The 14,829-nt window shown below is 57.8% G+C and carries 10 protein-coding genes; 8 read left to right on the top strand and 2 right to left on the bottom strand.

Annotated features, from left to right (window positions below; genetic code table 11):
- Positions 1–99 precede the first annotated feature (99 nt).
- Entirely contained in the window at positions 100–1,533 is a 1,434-nt protein-coding gene (locus M3223_RS00910) for a sensor domain-containing diguanylate cyclase (protein WP_251558043.1), read from the bottom strand.
- Positions 1,534–1,750: 217 nt separating this feature from the next.
- Between M3223_RS00910 and M3223_RS00905 the strand changes: the two genes are divergently transcribed.
- Entirely contained in the window at positions 1,751–3,997 is a 2,247-nt protein-coding gene (locus tag M3223_RS00905) for a heavy metal translocating P-type ATPase (RefSeq protein WP_251558041.1), read from the top strand.
- A 130-nt stretch (positions 3,998–4,127) separates the two neighbouring features.
- Positions 4,128–4,817 carry an MOSC domain-containing protein gene (locus tag M3223_RS00900; protein ID WP_251558039.1) on the top strand — a complete coding sequence of 230 codons (690 nt, stop codon included), beginning with the start codon at positions 4,128–4,130 and terminating at the stop codon, positions 4,815–4,817.
- 17 nt (positions 4,818–4,834) lie between these two features.
- Here M3223_RS00900 and gluQRS read toward each other — a convergent pair whose 3' ends face one another.
- Complete coding sequence (gene gluQRS / locus M3223_RS00895) at positions 4,835–5,812, bottom strand: tRNA glutamyl-Q(34) synthetase GluQRS (RefSeq protein WP_251558037.1); 978 nt, start codon at positions 5,810–5,812, stop codon at positions 4,835–4,837.
- Positions 5,813–6,030: 218 nt separating this feature from the next.
- On the opposite strand from gluQRS, the gene corA reads away from it, so the two are divergent.
- The 6 genes from corA (at position 6,031) to M3223_RS00865 (ending at position 14,826) form a co-directional block, all read left to right on the top strand.
- Positions 6,031–6,981, top strand: a complete 951-nt coding sequence (corA, locus tag M3223_RS00890) for a magnesium/cobalt transporter CorA (protein ID WP_251558035.1) — start codon at positions 6,031–6,033, stop codon at positions 6,979–6,981.
- Between the two features lie 35 nt (positions 6,982–7,016).
- On the top strand, positions 7,017–7,355 hold the full coding sequence (locus M3223_RS00885) for a VOC family protein (protein WP_251558033.1): 339 nt from the start codon (positions 7,017–7,019) through the stop codon (positions 7,353–7,355).
- Between the two features lie 85 nt (positions 7,356–7,440).
- A complete protein-coding gene (gene hrpB / locus M3223_RS00880; RefSeq protein ID WP_251558031.1) occupies positions 7,441–10,029 on the top strand; it encodes an ATP-dependent helicase HrpB in 2,589 nt (862 codons plus the stop codon).
- A gap of 47 nt (positions 10,030–10,076) precedes the next feature.
- Entirely contained in the window at positions 10,077–10,358 is a 282-nt protein-coding gene (locus tag M3223_RS00875) for a DUF1294 domain-containing protein (protein ID WP_251558029.1), read from the top strand.
- Between the two features lie 211 nt (positions 10,359–10,569).
- On the top strand, positions 10,570–12,651 hold the full coding sequence (locus M3223_RS00870; RefSeq protein WP_251558027.1) for a HelD family protein: 2,082 nt from the start codon (positions 10,570–10,572) through the stop codon (positions 12,649–12,651).
- Between the two features lie 1,203 nt (positions 12,652–13,854).
- Positions 13,855–14,826 carry an EcsC family protein gene (locus tag M3223_RS00865; protein WP_251558025.1) on the top strand — a complete coding sequence of 324 codons (972 nt, stop codon included), beginning with the start codon at positions 13,855–13,857 and terminating at the stop codon, positions 14,824–14,826.
- Positions 14,827–14,829: the final 3 nt, after the last annotated feature.

The following is a 14,829-nucleotide window of genomic DNA, read 5'->3' as shown; positions in this document are numbered from 1 at the left end:
AAGTTATTCTATTCGATGCATGTAAAAAGCTTCTTTCAATTTGCCAAGGCCGGACGAACCGGCCCCAGCGGCAAATAGAAGAAGCTTTTTTGTGCTTTGTTAAGATGCAAAGGTGACCCGGTTGCGCCCCCCGGATTTTGACGCGTACAACGCCTGATCGGCAGCTTCCACGAGCGAGCCCGGCAGCGGGCAGGTTTCTGCTCCAGAAACGGGCGTTAAAGCGACGGCTCCAATGCTCAGTGTAATATGCGGCGCGACGGCTGAATGTTCATGCGTAATGCGCGCATCGGTTAAAGCGGATCGAATGGCCTCCGCAGCCAGCATCGCTTGTTCCTTGTTTTTGCCAGGCAGCAGCACAGCAAATTCCTCGCCGCCGTAGCGGGCGGCGGTGGCAGTGCCGTCGGGCAGGGTGTTTGCGATCAGCTGAGCCGTTTGTTTCAGCACCCGGTCGCCAGACTGATGTCCGTAATGATCATTGTACGCTTTAAAATAATCGATATCGAGCAGCAAAAGGCTGAACGGATACCCGCTGGATTCCGTCTCCTTAAGCTGTTTATGTAACAGCTCGTCGAACCGTCTGCGGTTGGCGATGCCCGTTAGTCCGTCAATTTGAGAGAGGCGGCTGAGCTCGTCGTTGAGCGCGTACAGCTCCTCCCGCGACTGGAGCAGCGCCTTCTGATGTTTGGCAAGCCGGACGTAAAGCCGGTTCACCTCATATACAATCGCGCAAATGATGACAAATGCGGAAACAAGCGAGTTCACACGCGCCAGATACCATCCAAGCGAGTAACGCGATCCGGCAAAAATGGTAACGGTGACGTCCAGCATAAAGGCGAGCACGGCGACGGTCAGCCATAGGTTGAGGACGGTCCGGCCTCTTTTCATGAGGAAAAGAAGAACGATCGCCGCGGCGTTAATGAGCCACACCGCAGGTCCGACTCTTTGATACATCAGCGGTGTAAACACCCCCTTGTTCACTAATACAGGCAGGCTGTCCTTAAACAGAACGGCGGCGGTTCCAGCAGCCGCAACAAGGAGCAGCACAATTAATGTGACTCGAATCGGCTGCCAAATCGTAGGGGGCTGAAGCGGCTTGTCGCGCTCCAAATGCCCGGCCAGCAAATAGGCGAGAATGCCCAGCGGAAAACCGGCATGCCAGCCAACCCACAGCCAGATGGCGGTTTGCGTTCCGGCTCCCAGCAGACCGGCGGCGGAGAACACGCCGGGAAAGGTCAGAATATGCGGGATAATAATCAGTCCAGTGAACAAATACGTTGCAGCTAAAATCAAGATAGAGCGATTGCCCGCCGCACGGTACTGGCTGAACAGCATATGCGCCGTAAGCAGATCGGCGAACAGAAACCAGGCAATGAATGCCGGCAGAAACGGCTGGATTTGAATCATCGGATTGGTTCCGAAGGGCAGCACGGATACTGACACCGCTACAATAATGATAGACGCAGCTATGGCGGCGCTCACCTGTTTGCGGGTGGATGGAATTTGCAGCAATTGATCGGTTATTTTATCTTTCATCGTTACTCCTTCAACTACTTCCCAAGGTTGTGTGTACATTCTATTATCGGCAGGCAGCGGCGGATTCTCCAATGAGGTTATTTGTCAGATCGGAATTGCAAACATTTGCGAAAGTCAGCATATTCCGGACTCTATCAGCCATATAGTAGAGCGAACTGCTCTATGAATCTATCAAACCGGTACGGAGCCGGACAGGCTGCAAAGGGGGAAGGCTGAAGTGAACGGACAGACGGAGGTCGCTTCGTTGGATCTTGGCATACAGGGGATGAGCTGCACCGCTTGTGCAGCCAGAATAGAAAAAGCGCTCGCTAAAATGGCCGGCGTGCAAGACGCGGCGGTCAGCTATGCCTCTCGAAAAGCATGGATTACGTACGAGCCGGGCGACAGAAATCCGAACGATATAAAAGATAAAATCCGCGCGCTTGGATTCGGAGTGTCGGAGCCCGGTGACCGCAGCGCCGATCTGGCGGAAATGCGGACGCTGCGCTTGCGGCTTATTTTGTCCGCAGTCCTGTCGCTGCCGCTTCTCTGGGCGATGGCGAGCCATTATGAGGCGTTGAGCGCAGTACCTGTGCCGGAATGGGTGAGCAATGGCTGGGTGCAGCTGTCGCTGGCAACTTTGATTCAATTGGGAATCGGTTTGCCGTTTTATCAAAATGCCTGGAGCGCGCTGCGGGCCAAAACCGCCAACATGGACGTGCTCGTGGCGCTCGGCACATCAGCGGCGTATCTTTACAGCCATTACATGGTATTTGCCCATGGCTGGAGCCCGGCAGGCGCGGCGAACGGCTCGCATCATGCCGGAACGGCGTCGCTGTATTTTGATACAAGCGCTGTTGTTATTACCGCCGTCCTGCTGGGCAAATACATGGAAGCCCGCTCCGCGGCCCGCGCCTTGCGCGAGGGTGACAGCTTTGCCAAGCTGAAAGCGGATGAAATCAGCGTAGTTCGCGACGGCAGCGTCCGCACCGTTCCGGCTTCCAACGTCAGGGACGGAGACATTGTGCTTGTTGCAACCGGGGAGCTGATTCCTGTCGACGGAATCGTCACAGGCGGGCAGTCGGAGGCGGACGAGTCGCTGCTGACCGGCGAAAGCCGCGCGGTGCCCAAGCAGCCCGGCAGCCGGGTATGGGCCGGAACGCGGAATCAAGGCGATACGCTGCGCATTCGCACCGAAACGACCGGGGAAGGCACTTTGCTCAGCCGGATTGATTTGCTGCTGCGGCAGGCGCAGGCGGCTAAAACGAGCATTCAGCGCAAGGTTGACCGCATTTCGGCCGTTTTTGTGCCGGTTATGCTGCTTGCGGCAGCCGTGACGTTTCTGCTGTGGTATTTGGTGTTCGACCCTGGCAACGCCTCCCGTGCGAGCCTCAGCGCTTTGGCTGTGCTGCTTGCAGCCTGTCCGTGCGCGCTCGGTTTGGCGACGCCGATTTCGCTTGTAATTGCAGCGGGCAAGCTGGCCCGCCGGGGGATCGTCATTAAAGACGCTTCGGCGCTAGAGGGCATGGCGCGTCTTGATGTTATTTTGCTGGACAAAACCGGCACGCTGACGGAAGGAAAGCCTTGTGTGTCCGCCATTCAGCCGTCGCCGGGCTGGTCAGCCGCCGCCGTGCTGCGGCTGGCCGCAGCGGCGGAGGGCGCGTCGCAGCATCCTTATGCCTTTGCCATCCGCGAGGATGCCCGGCGCAGAGGGCTGGTCGTGCCGACAGCCGAAAATTTGCTGGAGTGGCCGGGTTACGGCGTATCGGCTGAATGTCCCGAGGGCCGGATTGAGGTAGGCGGAAAACAGCTTGCCGCACAGCAAAATTGGAGCGGGTTAAAGCGGGCTTTGGACTATACGGCCATTCGGGAGTCGCAGGGCGAAACGGTGCTGCTGGCGGCGCTGGACGGCGTGTGCATCGGCGCAATTGCGCTTGGCGACCGATTAAAGCCGTCATCGGCGCAGGCGGTTCAGGCTTTGAAGCGCGAAGGGCTGGAGGTGTGGCTGGCGACTGGAGACGGCGCAGGTCCGGCTGCGGCAGTTGCCAAGGAGGCGGGCATCCAGCGGGTGGAAGCCGGCATGCTGCCGGAAGGCAAGCTGCAGCTGATTCGCTCTTTGCAAAAGCAGGGTAAAGGAGTGGCGATGGCCGGCGACGGCTGGAACGATGCGCCAGCTCTTGCAGCTGCGGATGCCGGCTTCGCGATGGCCGGCGGGACGGATGCCGCGCTGGATGCCGGTCATGTGGCGCTGCTTCGGCCGAGCCTGCTCGGAATCGCAGGCGCGCTGCGGGCAAGCCGGTTGACGGTGCGCAATATGAAGCAGAACCTCGGATTTGCGTTTATGTACAATTTGGTCATCGTTCCGGTTGCTGCGGCGGGACTGATGGAGCCGTGGATGGCCGGCGCGGCGATGGCTCTCAGCTCCGTAACCGTCGTCGGCAACGCGCTGCGATTATCGGGTCAGCTGAGCAGAAGCTTGGATTGAGTCGTCGTTAGGCCGGACCAAATAACGACCGGTTGGACTTTGCCATGCCGAAGTGCTAAGATGCGGGATAATCAATTGCCTGAACGGTGAAGTATACCTTATTTACTACGGCGGTAAAGGAGCGAGCGAATTGAAGCCTGCACATGATCATCCGTATGGACAGCTGCTTTCGATTCAGACGGGGAAGCCGGAGCAGCTCACGCACAAAGGAAGAACGATTTTAACCGCAATCAACAAACAGCCAAGGACAGGGGCGGTGCGGCTGCTGCAGGGAGGCGTGGAAGGTGACGCTCAGGCGGAGCCTTCCGCGCATGGCGGTCCGGATAAAGCGGCTCTTCTTTTTTCGGCGGATCGTTATTCGTACTGGCAGGACAGGCTCGGACGCCCGATGCGGCCGGGTCTTTTTGGCGAAAACCTGACCGTTGCCGGCATGACGGAGGCAGAAATCAACATTGGCGACAGGCTTCGAATAGGATCGGCGCTGTTTGAAGTGACGGAGCCGAGACAGCCGTGTTATAAACTTGGCGTATGGCTGGATCAGCCCAAACTGCCGCTATGGGTTAAAGAAACCGGCTTTGGCGGGTATTATTTACGTGTGCTCGAAGAAGGGATAGCTGAAGCGGGAGTAATTGTTCAGGTGGAACACCGTCATCCGCTCCAAGTATCGGTAATGGAGGCGTTTGAGGTGTTTTATGACCGCTCGGAGGGCTGGAGCGAACGCGCCAAACATGTGCTGGAGGTTGAAGCGTTGGGGCAGGACTGGACACATGCTTTACAGCTGCGGCTAAATAAAAACTCCGCTTTATCGGAAGCGGAGTAACACCAAGAATGGCCCCGTTACGGCTTGCCGCCCAAGCTGACCGCCAGCTCCTCTTCAAGCACAACTACAGGCTCGCGGGGAAGCCCGCGTTCGCGGTACGCCTCAAAAAGCTCCTCGGGTTTCACCGGCTCCGGCCGGTCCAGTAATCCGCTCCAATTCGCCAGCAATCCGACGGCTTGCTGCGGCGTGACGCCGGACTCGCGTATGGCAGCCAGCGAGATGCCGCCATGCCGCTTTGCCAGCCGTTTGCCGTCTGGCCCCATGAGAAGCGGCACATGCGCATAACGCGGCGGCTGCCAGCCGAGCGCTTCAAACAGTAGAAGCTGGCGCGGAGTGGAATCCAGCAAATCGCTGCCGCGAAGCACATCGGTTACGCCCATCAAGGCGTCGTCAACCGTAACGGCCAGCTGATAGCTGAAAATGCCGTCGGCGCGCCGGACCACAAAGTCTCCTCCGGCACCGGGAGCGGTAGTTTGCAAACCGGCGCAGTCGTCCTGGAACGTAACGATCTCATCCTCCGGCACGGCAAAACGCAGCGACGGCTGTTTTACCAGCGCCCGTTCCGCGCGCTCCTCCGCACTCAGCCTGCGGCATGTTCCTGGATACGCGGGACCTTCCGAAGACAAGCCGTGCGGAGCGCTTGCAACAGCGGCCAGCTCGGCCCTGCTGCAATAACAAGGGTATAGCAAATCTCGCGATTCCAGTCGCCTCAGCGCCTCCTCATAGCAGGACAGGCGCTCACTTTGCGTATACGGGCCGCGATTTCCGCTGACGTCGGGACCCTCGTCCCAATCTAAGCCAAGCCAGCGAAGGTCGCGCAGCGCAGCTTCGGCGTATTCAGCACGCGAGCGCGGCCCGTCGATATCCTCCATACGCAAAAGAAAGGAGCCGCCTCTGCTGCGGATTTGCAGCCATGCAAGCAGTGCGGTGCGGGCGTTGCCAAGATGCATGAGGCCGGACGGAGTCGGAGCGAATCTGCCGGTCATATCGGCCATGAAATCATCTCCTGCGCGCGGAAACGAAAGTTTCCGCTTCATTTTCGGGAATACAGAAGCTCTGCGCCCGTTCTGACTGGTATAATAGCATCTGGAAGCAGGGCTCGCAATGAACGGAGCTTGAGCTCTGCAATGGCAGTTATTCGTCCAATAGAATGAAAAGGCAAGAGTGAGCCGGGTTGCGGCTTGTCTCAAATGCAGGAATGGAGCTAAATTCAATGCTGCGAATAATGGCCATGGACAAGCAGCAAAAGCTGCGGAAGGATGTATCGCTGGAGGAGCTGAAAACGATGCAGCCGGTATGGTACTGGGTCGATATCGGCCAGCCGACCGGGCAGGAGACGCAGCTGCTGGAAGACTATTTTCATTTTCACCCGCTGGCGATTGAGGACTGCCTGCATTTGCTGCAGCGGCCAAAGGTGGATTTTTACGACGATGTCCAGTTTTTCGTCATGCACTCGCTGGCTTCGGATACGCTTAAGGTGGATGAGGTCAATCTGTTCCTGGGGCCGAACTATGCCGTTACGTTCCACTTTAGCTCATGCCCGGAAATTGACGATGCGTGGAAAACGACGGGTGTGAATGCCAAACATCCTTCTAAAGGGCATCTGGTCGTGGCTCACGCTGTGCTCGACCGTTTAGTAGACCGATATTTTCCCGCAGTTTACGGGCTGGAGGATCAGCTTTTGGATGCGGACCCTGTCAGCAAAGGTTATTCGGACCGTTCCGGCATCGAAACGGTTTTTGAAATCCGGGGTAAGCTGCTCAAGCTTCGCAAAACGATCGTTCCGATGCGGGATTTGCTTTACCGGATGACAACGATGGAATCCATCGCCGGATTAAAGGATTTGCGGGCATTTTATCATGATATTTACGATCATCTGCTCAAGCAATCCGAAACGCTGGAAGCATGCAGGGATATGACGGCGGACATGCGGGACAGCTTTATCAGCTACAATTCGAACCGGATGAACGGCATCATGAAAACTCTGACGGTCATTACGACGATTTTTATGCCGCTGACCTTTCTGGCCGGAATTTACGGAATGAACTTTTTGAATATGCCGGAGCTGGAGTGGAAATACGGCTATTTTGCTGTGCTGGGCATTATGTTCACCGTTGCCGGAGGCATGTTTCTCTGGTTCAAGCGCAAGGGCTGGTTCAGTTAAGTCAACTAGGACAAATAAGGAGGCTGATTGTAGACATGAAGCTTAACCATATCAATTTGACCGTAACGGATGTTGCGGCGGCTAGGGACTTTTTGCAAACCTACTTTGGTTTGACGGTAGGCGGCGAGCGCGGGCAAAGCTTTGCCGCTATGTTCGACGACGATGGGCTGGTATTGACGCTGATGAAAGGCAAGAATGTCCAGTACCCTGGCACGTTTCATATCGGATTTGGGCAGGAGAGCGAAGAAAAGGTAAACGAGATCCATGAGCGGTTAAAGGCGGACGGTTACGAGGCTTCAGAGCCCCAGCATTCGCATGGCTATACGTTTTACGTACAGGCTCCGGGCGGGTTTGTCATTGAAGTGCTGGCCTGATTCGCCGGAAGCAAATCGGATCCGTACGGGTTGGAGCCGCTGTTGCGATTAGGCTGGGAGCAGCTGGACAGGTGGAGGAAAAGAAATGAGCGAGAGAGAACTGCTGCCGGTTGAGCAGGTGCTGCCCGAGCTGGTGCAGGCATTGGAAAATGGAACAAGAGCCGTGCTTGTCGCCCAGCCCGGTGCGGGCAAAACGACGCGGGTGCCGCTGGCGCTGCTTGGCTGCGGCTGGCTTGGCGGCCGCAAGCTGCTCATGCTGGAGCCGAGGCGGCTCGCGGCGCGTTCCGCGGCGGCTTTTATGGCCCGGCAGCTTGGGGAAGAGCCAGGGGGAACGATCGGATACCGCGTCCGCCTGGAAACAAAGGTTGGTCCGGCGACCCGAATCGAAGTGGTTACGGAAGGCGTATTGACACGTCTGCTGCAGGACGATCCGGCGCTGGAGGCGTATGGCGCCGTTATTTTTGACGAGTTCCATGAGCGCCATCTGCATGGCGATCTTGGCCTGGCCCTTTGCCTGCAGTCGGCTGCGCTGTTAAGAGAGGATATGCGGCTGCTAGTCATGTCGGCCACGCTGGATGCGGCAAAAGTTGCCGGACTGCTCGGCGGAGCCCCGGTTATATCGAGCGAGGGCAGGCAGTACCCGGTGGAGACGCATTACCGGCCGCGGGCTTCCCGTTCGCGGCTGGAAGAGGATGCGGCGGAGGCGGTGCTGGAGGCGCTGCGCGAGCAGGATGGGGATGTGCTTGTTTTTTTGCCGGGCATGGCCGATATCCGGCGGACGGACGGCGAGCTGCGCCGCAGAGGTGTGCCTGCCGAATGCGATATCCGGCAGCTGCACGGCAGTCTGCCGCTGTCCGCGCAGGACGAGGCGGTTGCGGTATGTCCTCCGGGCAGGCGCAAGATTGTGCTTGCGACCTCCATCGCGGAATCCAGCTTGACGGTCGTCGGGGTGCGAGCGGTCGTCGACGCGGGATTAATGCGGGTGCCGCGTTTTTCACCGCGCACCGGCATGACCCGGCTGGAGACCGTGCCGGTGTCGCAGGCTTCAGCCGATCAGCGGCGCGGCCGCGCGGGGCGGACATCGCCGGGCCAATGCTGGCGGCTGTGGAGCCAGGAAGCGCATCGGCTGCTGCCGCCGTTTGGCACGCCGGAGCTGCTGGAGGCCGATCTGGCTCCGCTGGCGCTGGAGCTGGCGGCATGGGGTGCAGCCGGTCCGCAGGAGCTGGACTGGCTGGATGCGCCGCCGGAGGCGGCCTACGAGCAGGCTGTCGCGCTGCTGCAGCGGCTCGGCGCCTTGTCGCCGGAGCGGCGGATTACGCCGCACGGGCGGCATATGGCTGCGCTTGGCGGGCATCCCCGCCTGGCGCATATGGCGCTTGAAGCGGCCCGCCTTGGCTGGGCCGCTGCCGCCTGCGAGCTCGCCGCGCTGCTCGGCGAGCGGGACCCGCTGCGCGGCGAGCGCAGCGCCGATGTGCGGCTGCGCCTGGAGGCGCTGCGCGCCGCCGGGCGCGGCGGCGACGCCGCTCTGGCCGGCGCAGCCGCCAGAGCCGCCGCGGAGGCGCGCCAATGGGAGCGCGCGCTTGCCGCGCTGCCCGGCGCGCCGGGCACGGCCGCTGCGGGGGAGACCTCCCGCAGCGGCGGCGCAAACGCGCCTGCCCGCGCCGCTTCCGGGGCTAGCGTCGGCGCGGCTTTCGCTGCCGCCGGCGCGCCCGACACGGGGCTGCTGCTGGCGCTGGCTTATCCCGACCGGATTGCGCAGCGGCGTCCGGACGGGCGCTACCTGCTGGCGGTCGGGAGAGGAGCGGCGCTCCCGCATGCCCAGCAGCTGTCGGCTGACAGCTATCTGGTGGCGGCAGAGCTGGATGATTCCGGCACGGAAAGCCGGATTGATCTGGCTGCGCCGGTCGATATGATGCGGCTGGAGGCGCTTCAGCCCGCCCTTTTTACCGCAGAAGAAGCCATTGAATGGGACAGTGCCGCAGCTGCCGTACGCTGCCGCAAACGGATGCGCCTTGGGGCGCTTGTAATCCGTGAAGCTCAGCTCGAAAAACCCGAGCCAGAGCGTGTGACGGCCGCATTGCTTGAAGGCGTCCGGCAAGACGGGCTGCTGCGTCTGCTTCCTTGGAGCAAGGCGACGCGCCAGCTGCAGGCGAGAATGATTTTAATGCATAACGTTCAGCCGGATTGGCCGGACGCAACCGATGAAGCGCTCGTAATCGAGCTGGAAAGCTGGCTCGCACCGTATGTGTCAGGCATCCGCAGCGCCGCCGGTTTGCAAAAGGCAGATCTGGCTGCGGCGCTCGATTCGCTGCTCGGCTGGGAACGGCGCCGCCAGCTGGATGCGTATGCGCCGACTCACCTTACGGTTCCTAGCGGCTCGCGTATTCCCGTCGATTACAGCGACCCCGCGGCGCCTTTTTTGGCAGCGCGGCTGCAGGAGCTGTTCGGCATGCTGCAGACGCCGCGTGTCGGCAACGGTCGTCTGCCGGTGGTCATTCATCTGTTGTCTCCGGCGCAGCGTCCGGTTCAGGTAACGAAGGATTTGGAGAGCTTTTGGAGCTCGACGTACTTTGATGTCCGCAAAGAGCTCAAAGTGCGTTACCCGAAGCATTACTGGCCGGAGGACCCTACTCAGGCTCAGGCGACAAGCCGCGTCCGGCCCAAAGGAAGCTGAGCGGACGTCGACCCGTTTCGTTTTTTACAAAGGAGGAGTACTCCAAGATGGACTCGATTTTTTGGCTGGCGGCAGGTTATTGGCTCGTAATGAGCGCCGCCGCTTTTATTTTGTTCGGCATGGACAAATCCGCCGCAAGGAAGAAGCGCAGACGTATTTCGGAACGGACGCTGTTCACCTTCAGTCTGCTCGGCGGCGGCGCCGGAGCCTGGGCCGGCATGAGCGTATGGCGCCACAAAACGAAGCATGCCTCGTTTCGCGTCGGGATACCGCTTATCACCGTACTAAATATCGCGATTCTCGGTGCGATCGTTTACTACGCTGGTTGAGCTGCACTCGGCTTCATTAATGACGGGAGCCTTCATCACAACTTCTCCAGCTGTGCACTTATAGAAGCTTAGCGTCTTCCGTTCCTAACAACGGGAGGCGTTTTTTTATGGCACACTCCCGGCTCCCTTTATATGACATTGCTAAAAATTGTGCGATTATGGTAAAATTCTTTTTCTATCTTTAAATGCAACCCTTAGGAGGTAACTGACCATGAGTGCTCAAAGTGCCTATCAAGCGGAGGAAGCGCGGCTTGAGGAAGCGGTGGAGGACATCAAGCGCCAGATCGGCGGTATCGGTCCCCGTTATACGGGCGATGACTTTACCGAGCAGATGCTGGATTTGCAACAGGAAGAACGCCGACAGCGGCTGGAGATTGCGCAGAAGGAAGCCTATTTTGGAAGAATCGATTTTCAAGAAGACGGCAAGGAGCTGCCGCTCCCGCTCTATATCGGCAAGGCTGGCGTGGGCCGTTCCGGCTCCAATGACCTGCTCGTAGTGGATTGGAGGGCGCCGGTTGCCAGCCTGTTCTATTCCTTCAGCGGCGGAGAGGCGCCGGTCAGCTACGATTCTCCAGACGGTGAAATCGGCGGAACGGTGCATCTGAAGCGTAACCTGATGGTGCGTCAAACCGAGCTTTTGCGGCTTGTCGACAGCTTTGTGCGCGGTCAGGAAGAGGATGCGGTGACGGACGAATTTCTGTTGTTCCGGCTCGGCGAGAGCAAGGACAACAAGCTGCGCGACATCGTATCGACGATTCAGCAGGAGCAGGACCGGATTATCCGTGCCGACAAAAACCTCGCGCTGTTCATCCAAGGGGTTGCAGGATCGGGAAAAACGACGGTGGCGCTCCATCGTCTCGCCTTTTTGTTATACCAATATTCGGGCCGGATCCGCTCCGAGCGGATGATTATTTTTGCTCCAAACAGAATGTTTCTGGATTACATCAGCGGCGTGCTGCCGGAGCTCGGCGTTGGAGACATCGTGCAAACGACATTTGCCGATTGGGCGATTGAACTGCTCGATAAAGAGGTCGAACTTCGCTCGCAGGCGGAAACGCTGGAGTTCTGGTTTGAGCAGCCGCATACTCCGGAGGATTTCCAACAAGCCTCTGGCCAGCTAAAGGGCAGTACGGTTTTTAAAGAAGCGCTGGATGCCAAGCTTGCGGAGCTGGAGGCGAGCCTGCTTCCGGACGAACCGTTCGAACCGCTGCCAGGCTGGAAGCTGCTGCCTTTAAAAATGAAGGAATGGCATGAGACGGACTACGGCGAGGAGTCGATCATGCGCCGCAGGGAACGGCTTGTCAGCCGGATCAAGCGCTGGCTGGAATCCGAGCTTAAGGACCGCGGCGTAGCCGACAAAAAAATCCGCGCCAAAGCGGTTGCCAAGCTGAACGCGTTTACGAAAAAGATTCCTTCCTACACGGCGCCTCAGCTGTACCGCAAGCTGCTTGAGGGCAAACAGGGAGCCGAGCTGCTGCCTGCTGCGCTGGCTAAGGCAACGGCTGCGCGTCTGAAGCAGGGAGAAGCGGAATCGGAGGATCTGGCGCCGCTTGTTTACCTGCATATCAAGCTGCACGGCCTGGGACGCCCGTTTTTCGACCATATCGTCATCGACGAAGCGCAGGACTATTCTCCGTTCCAGCTGGAGGCGCTGCGCCTTTGCCAGCAGCAGCCGTCCATGACGGTGCTCGGCGATTTGCAGCAGGGAATTCACGCGTACGCCGGCGTTAGCGATTGGAACGAGCTGAGCGGATTGTTCGCGGATGGCAGCACGGGATATTTTGAGTTGGACCGCAGCTACCGTTCCACGACGGAAATCATCGATTTTGCCAACCGAGTGCTGGCGGGCATGTCCGGCAGCGTCAAACCTGCCGTACCGGTATTTCGGAGCGGCGACGCCGTCGAATTGGAGCCATGTGCGGACGGAGACTGGGGAAATCGGCTGGCCGAGGTTGTGCGGAGCTGGCAAAAGGAAGAGCTATTCCAGACGATTGCCGTTATCGGACGGACCGAGCGGGAGTGCCAGGACATCCACGACGCTTTGACCGGAGCTGGACTGGACGCTGCGCTTGTTAATGCCAGACAGCCCGCGTATGGCGGCGGTTTAACCGTTGTTCCGGCGTATTTGTCCAAAGGTTTGGAATTCGACGCCGTGCTCGTTGCCGATGCGGGAGCGGACGCGTACGGACAGGCTGACGCCAAGCTGTTGTATGTCGCTTGTACGAGGGCGCTGCACAGGCTGCGTCTGCTGTACCGGGGCGAGCCTACGTCGCTAATTGGCGACGAAGCTTAACGAGCCATGATGAGTGCCGTCAGCTGATGAGGCTGGCGGCCTTTTAGTATGGCGGTGTTTGTCTGAGGATGGTCCAACCATGGCTTTTATGCGGATAAATAAGCCCTATTTTGGTCTTAAACCCGTCCAAAGGAGATCCTCCAGGCGAAATAAGCCCTAAATTGGTCTTAAACCCGTCCAAAGGAGATCTTCCGGCCGAAATAAGCCCTATTTTGGTCTTAAACCCGTCCAAAGGAGAGCTTCCAGCCGAAATAAGTCCTAAATTGGTCTTAAGCTTGTCAGAACAATAGTCTCCAAGCGAAAATAAGCCCTATTTTGGTCTTAAACCCGTCCAAAGGAGAGCTCCCAGTCAAATAAGTCCTTTTTTGGTCTTAAACCCGCCAGAAGGAGAGCCTCCAGGCAAAATAAGCCCTATTTTGGTCTTAAACCCGTCAGAAGGTGAGCTCCCAGCCGAAATAAGTCCTAAATTGGTCTTAAACCCGTCCAAAGGAGAGCTCCCAGCCGAAATAAGCCCTAAATTGGTCTTAAGCTTGTCAGAACAATAGCTTCCAAGCGAAATAAGCCCTAAATTGGTCTTAAACCCGTCCAAAGGAGAGCCTCCAGGCGAAATAAGCCCTAAATTGGTCTTAAGCTTGTCAGAACAATAGTTTCCAAGCGAAATAAGTCCTTAATAGGTCTTAAACCCGTCCAAAGGAGAGCTCCCAGTCAAATAAGCCCTATTTTGGTCTTAAATCCGTCCAAAGGAGAGCCTCCAGGCGAAATAAGCCCTATTTTGGTCTTAAACCCGTCCAAAGGAGAGCCTCCAGCCGAAATAAGCCCTATTTTGGTCTTAACCTTGCCAAGAGAAGAGCTTCCAAGCGAATTAAGCCCTATTTTGGTCTTATTTCGCCTCCCTAACGTCTCATTTCCGCGCGATAACAAACGAAGCGACAGACAGCAAAACCCCTAATTGGGCTGGCGTCTTTCTCACACCTGCTGTCTTACACCTGCCGCCTCCCGAAACCAGGCTCAGAAGCTGCTCCACGACGGGCGGCTTTTATCCTTTTTATCTCAGCACCTGCATGAGAGCATGAATTCAGGGAATACGGGGTAATGAGTCTTTAACCGCTATCCTTTATAATCGCAACCGCAGCGGGGGGCAGCCGTATATACGAATTACCGTCCGCATGGGGATGCCAGGTGTTACAGTCGAGGAGGAATACGATGAACCGGAACCCGGAGCAAATAGAGCAAGTGGAAGGAACTCAGCCGGAGAAAAACGAGGCGTTTGGTAAACTGGAACAACCCGCACTTGAACCGCAGCCTCACCAAGATCTGGAGCCGCAAGCTGTAGCGGAGGATTCCGCCAATAAGCCGGCTGCTGACGCCCGTCTGGAAACGCCGGAGCAGCTTCGGCTCGCATTGGCCGAGGTAGAGACATGGGAAAAGGACCAGAAAAATCTCATGATTTGGGACAGGCTGTCGCGCCTGCCGTTTAAGATGCTGGACAAGATTACGCCAAAAATCATTCATGAAAAGCTCGGTCTCGCCCTGGATGAGCTAGGCAGCTATATTCAAAACGGCGGCAAGTATCTTGTTGCCGGACGCAAGGTCGGCTCCTTGCTTGAAAATGCCGACCAGGCTGCTAAAGGCACAGGCGGAGGACCGTATCCTCTTTCGGTCATGGATGCGGCTTCTGCCAAAATCGCCGGAGAACGGACGATGTTTGCGACGGCTCAAGGGGCCACAACCGGTTTTGGCGGCGTGTTCACGCTTGCCATCGACGTGCCCGCCGTGCTTGGATTGTCGTTAAAGGCCATTCAGGAAATCGGCCTTTGTTACGGCTACGATCCGACGCTGAAGGAAGAGCGGATTTTCACGGTAAAAGTTATGCAGTTCGCGTCCTCGGATATCGTCGGAAAACGTGCTATTCTGGAAGAACTGAATCGTTCGGCCCGAATGAGCGGCGACGAGGCGTCAAATGCCGCCGTATCCCGCATTCAAGGCTGGCGCGAGGTTATAACGGTTTACCGGGACAATTGGGGCTGGAAAAAGCTTTTGCAGGCTGTTCCGATCGCAGGTTTAGTATTCGGAGCTTTTGTGAATCGCGGCATGCTGAAAAACGTGACGGAAGCGTCGATCATGCTCTATCGCAAAAGAAGAATTATGGAGAGGTTAGCAGAAAGCGGGGAGTAACAG

This window comes from Paenibacillus pasadenensis (assembly GCF_023715725.1).
GTDB lineage: Bacteria > Bacillota > Bacilli > Paenibacillales > Paenibacillaceae > Paenibacillus_O > Paenibacillus_O pasadenensis_A.
This window is presented reverse-complemented; position numbering and strand designations above follow the sequence as displayed.

What these genes read in the sequence shown, in the direction of transcription:
- M3223_RS00910 (WP_251558043.1), bottom strand. Translation starts at nt 1,533, where the DNA reads ATGAAAGATAAAATAACCGATCAATTGCTGCAAATTCCATCCACCCGC.
- gluQRS (WP_251558037.1), bottom strand. Translation starts at nt 5,812, where the DNA reads ATGGCCGATATGACCGGCAGATTCGCTCCGACTCCGTCCGGCCTCATG.
- corA (WP_251558035.1), top strand. Translation starts at nt 6,031, where the DNA reads ATGCTGCGAATAATGGCCATGGACAAGCAGCAAAAGCTGCGGAAGGAT.
- M3223_RS00885 (WP_251558033.1), top strand. Translation starts at nt 7,017, where the DNA reads ATGAAGCTTAACCATATCAATTTGACCGTAACGGATGTTGCGGCGGCT.
- hrpB (WP_251558031.1), top strand. Translation starts at nt 7,441, where the DNA reads ATGAGCGAGAGAGAACTGCTGCCGGTTGAGCAGGTGCTGCCCGAGCTG.
- M3223_RS00875 (WP_251558029.1), top strand. Translation starts at nt 10,077, where the DNA reads ATGGACTCGATTTTTTGGCTGGCGGCAGGTTATTGGCTCGTAATGAGC.
- M3223_RS00870 (WP_251558027.1), top strand. Translation starts at nt 10,570, where the DNA reads ATGAGTGCTCAAAGTGCCTATCAAGCGGAGGAAGCGCGGCTTGAGGAA.
- M3223_RS00865 (WP_251558025.1), top strand. Translation starts at nt 13,855, where the DNA reads ATGAACCGGAACCCGGAGCAAATAGAGCAAGTGGAAGGAACTCAGCCG.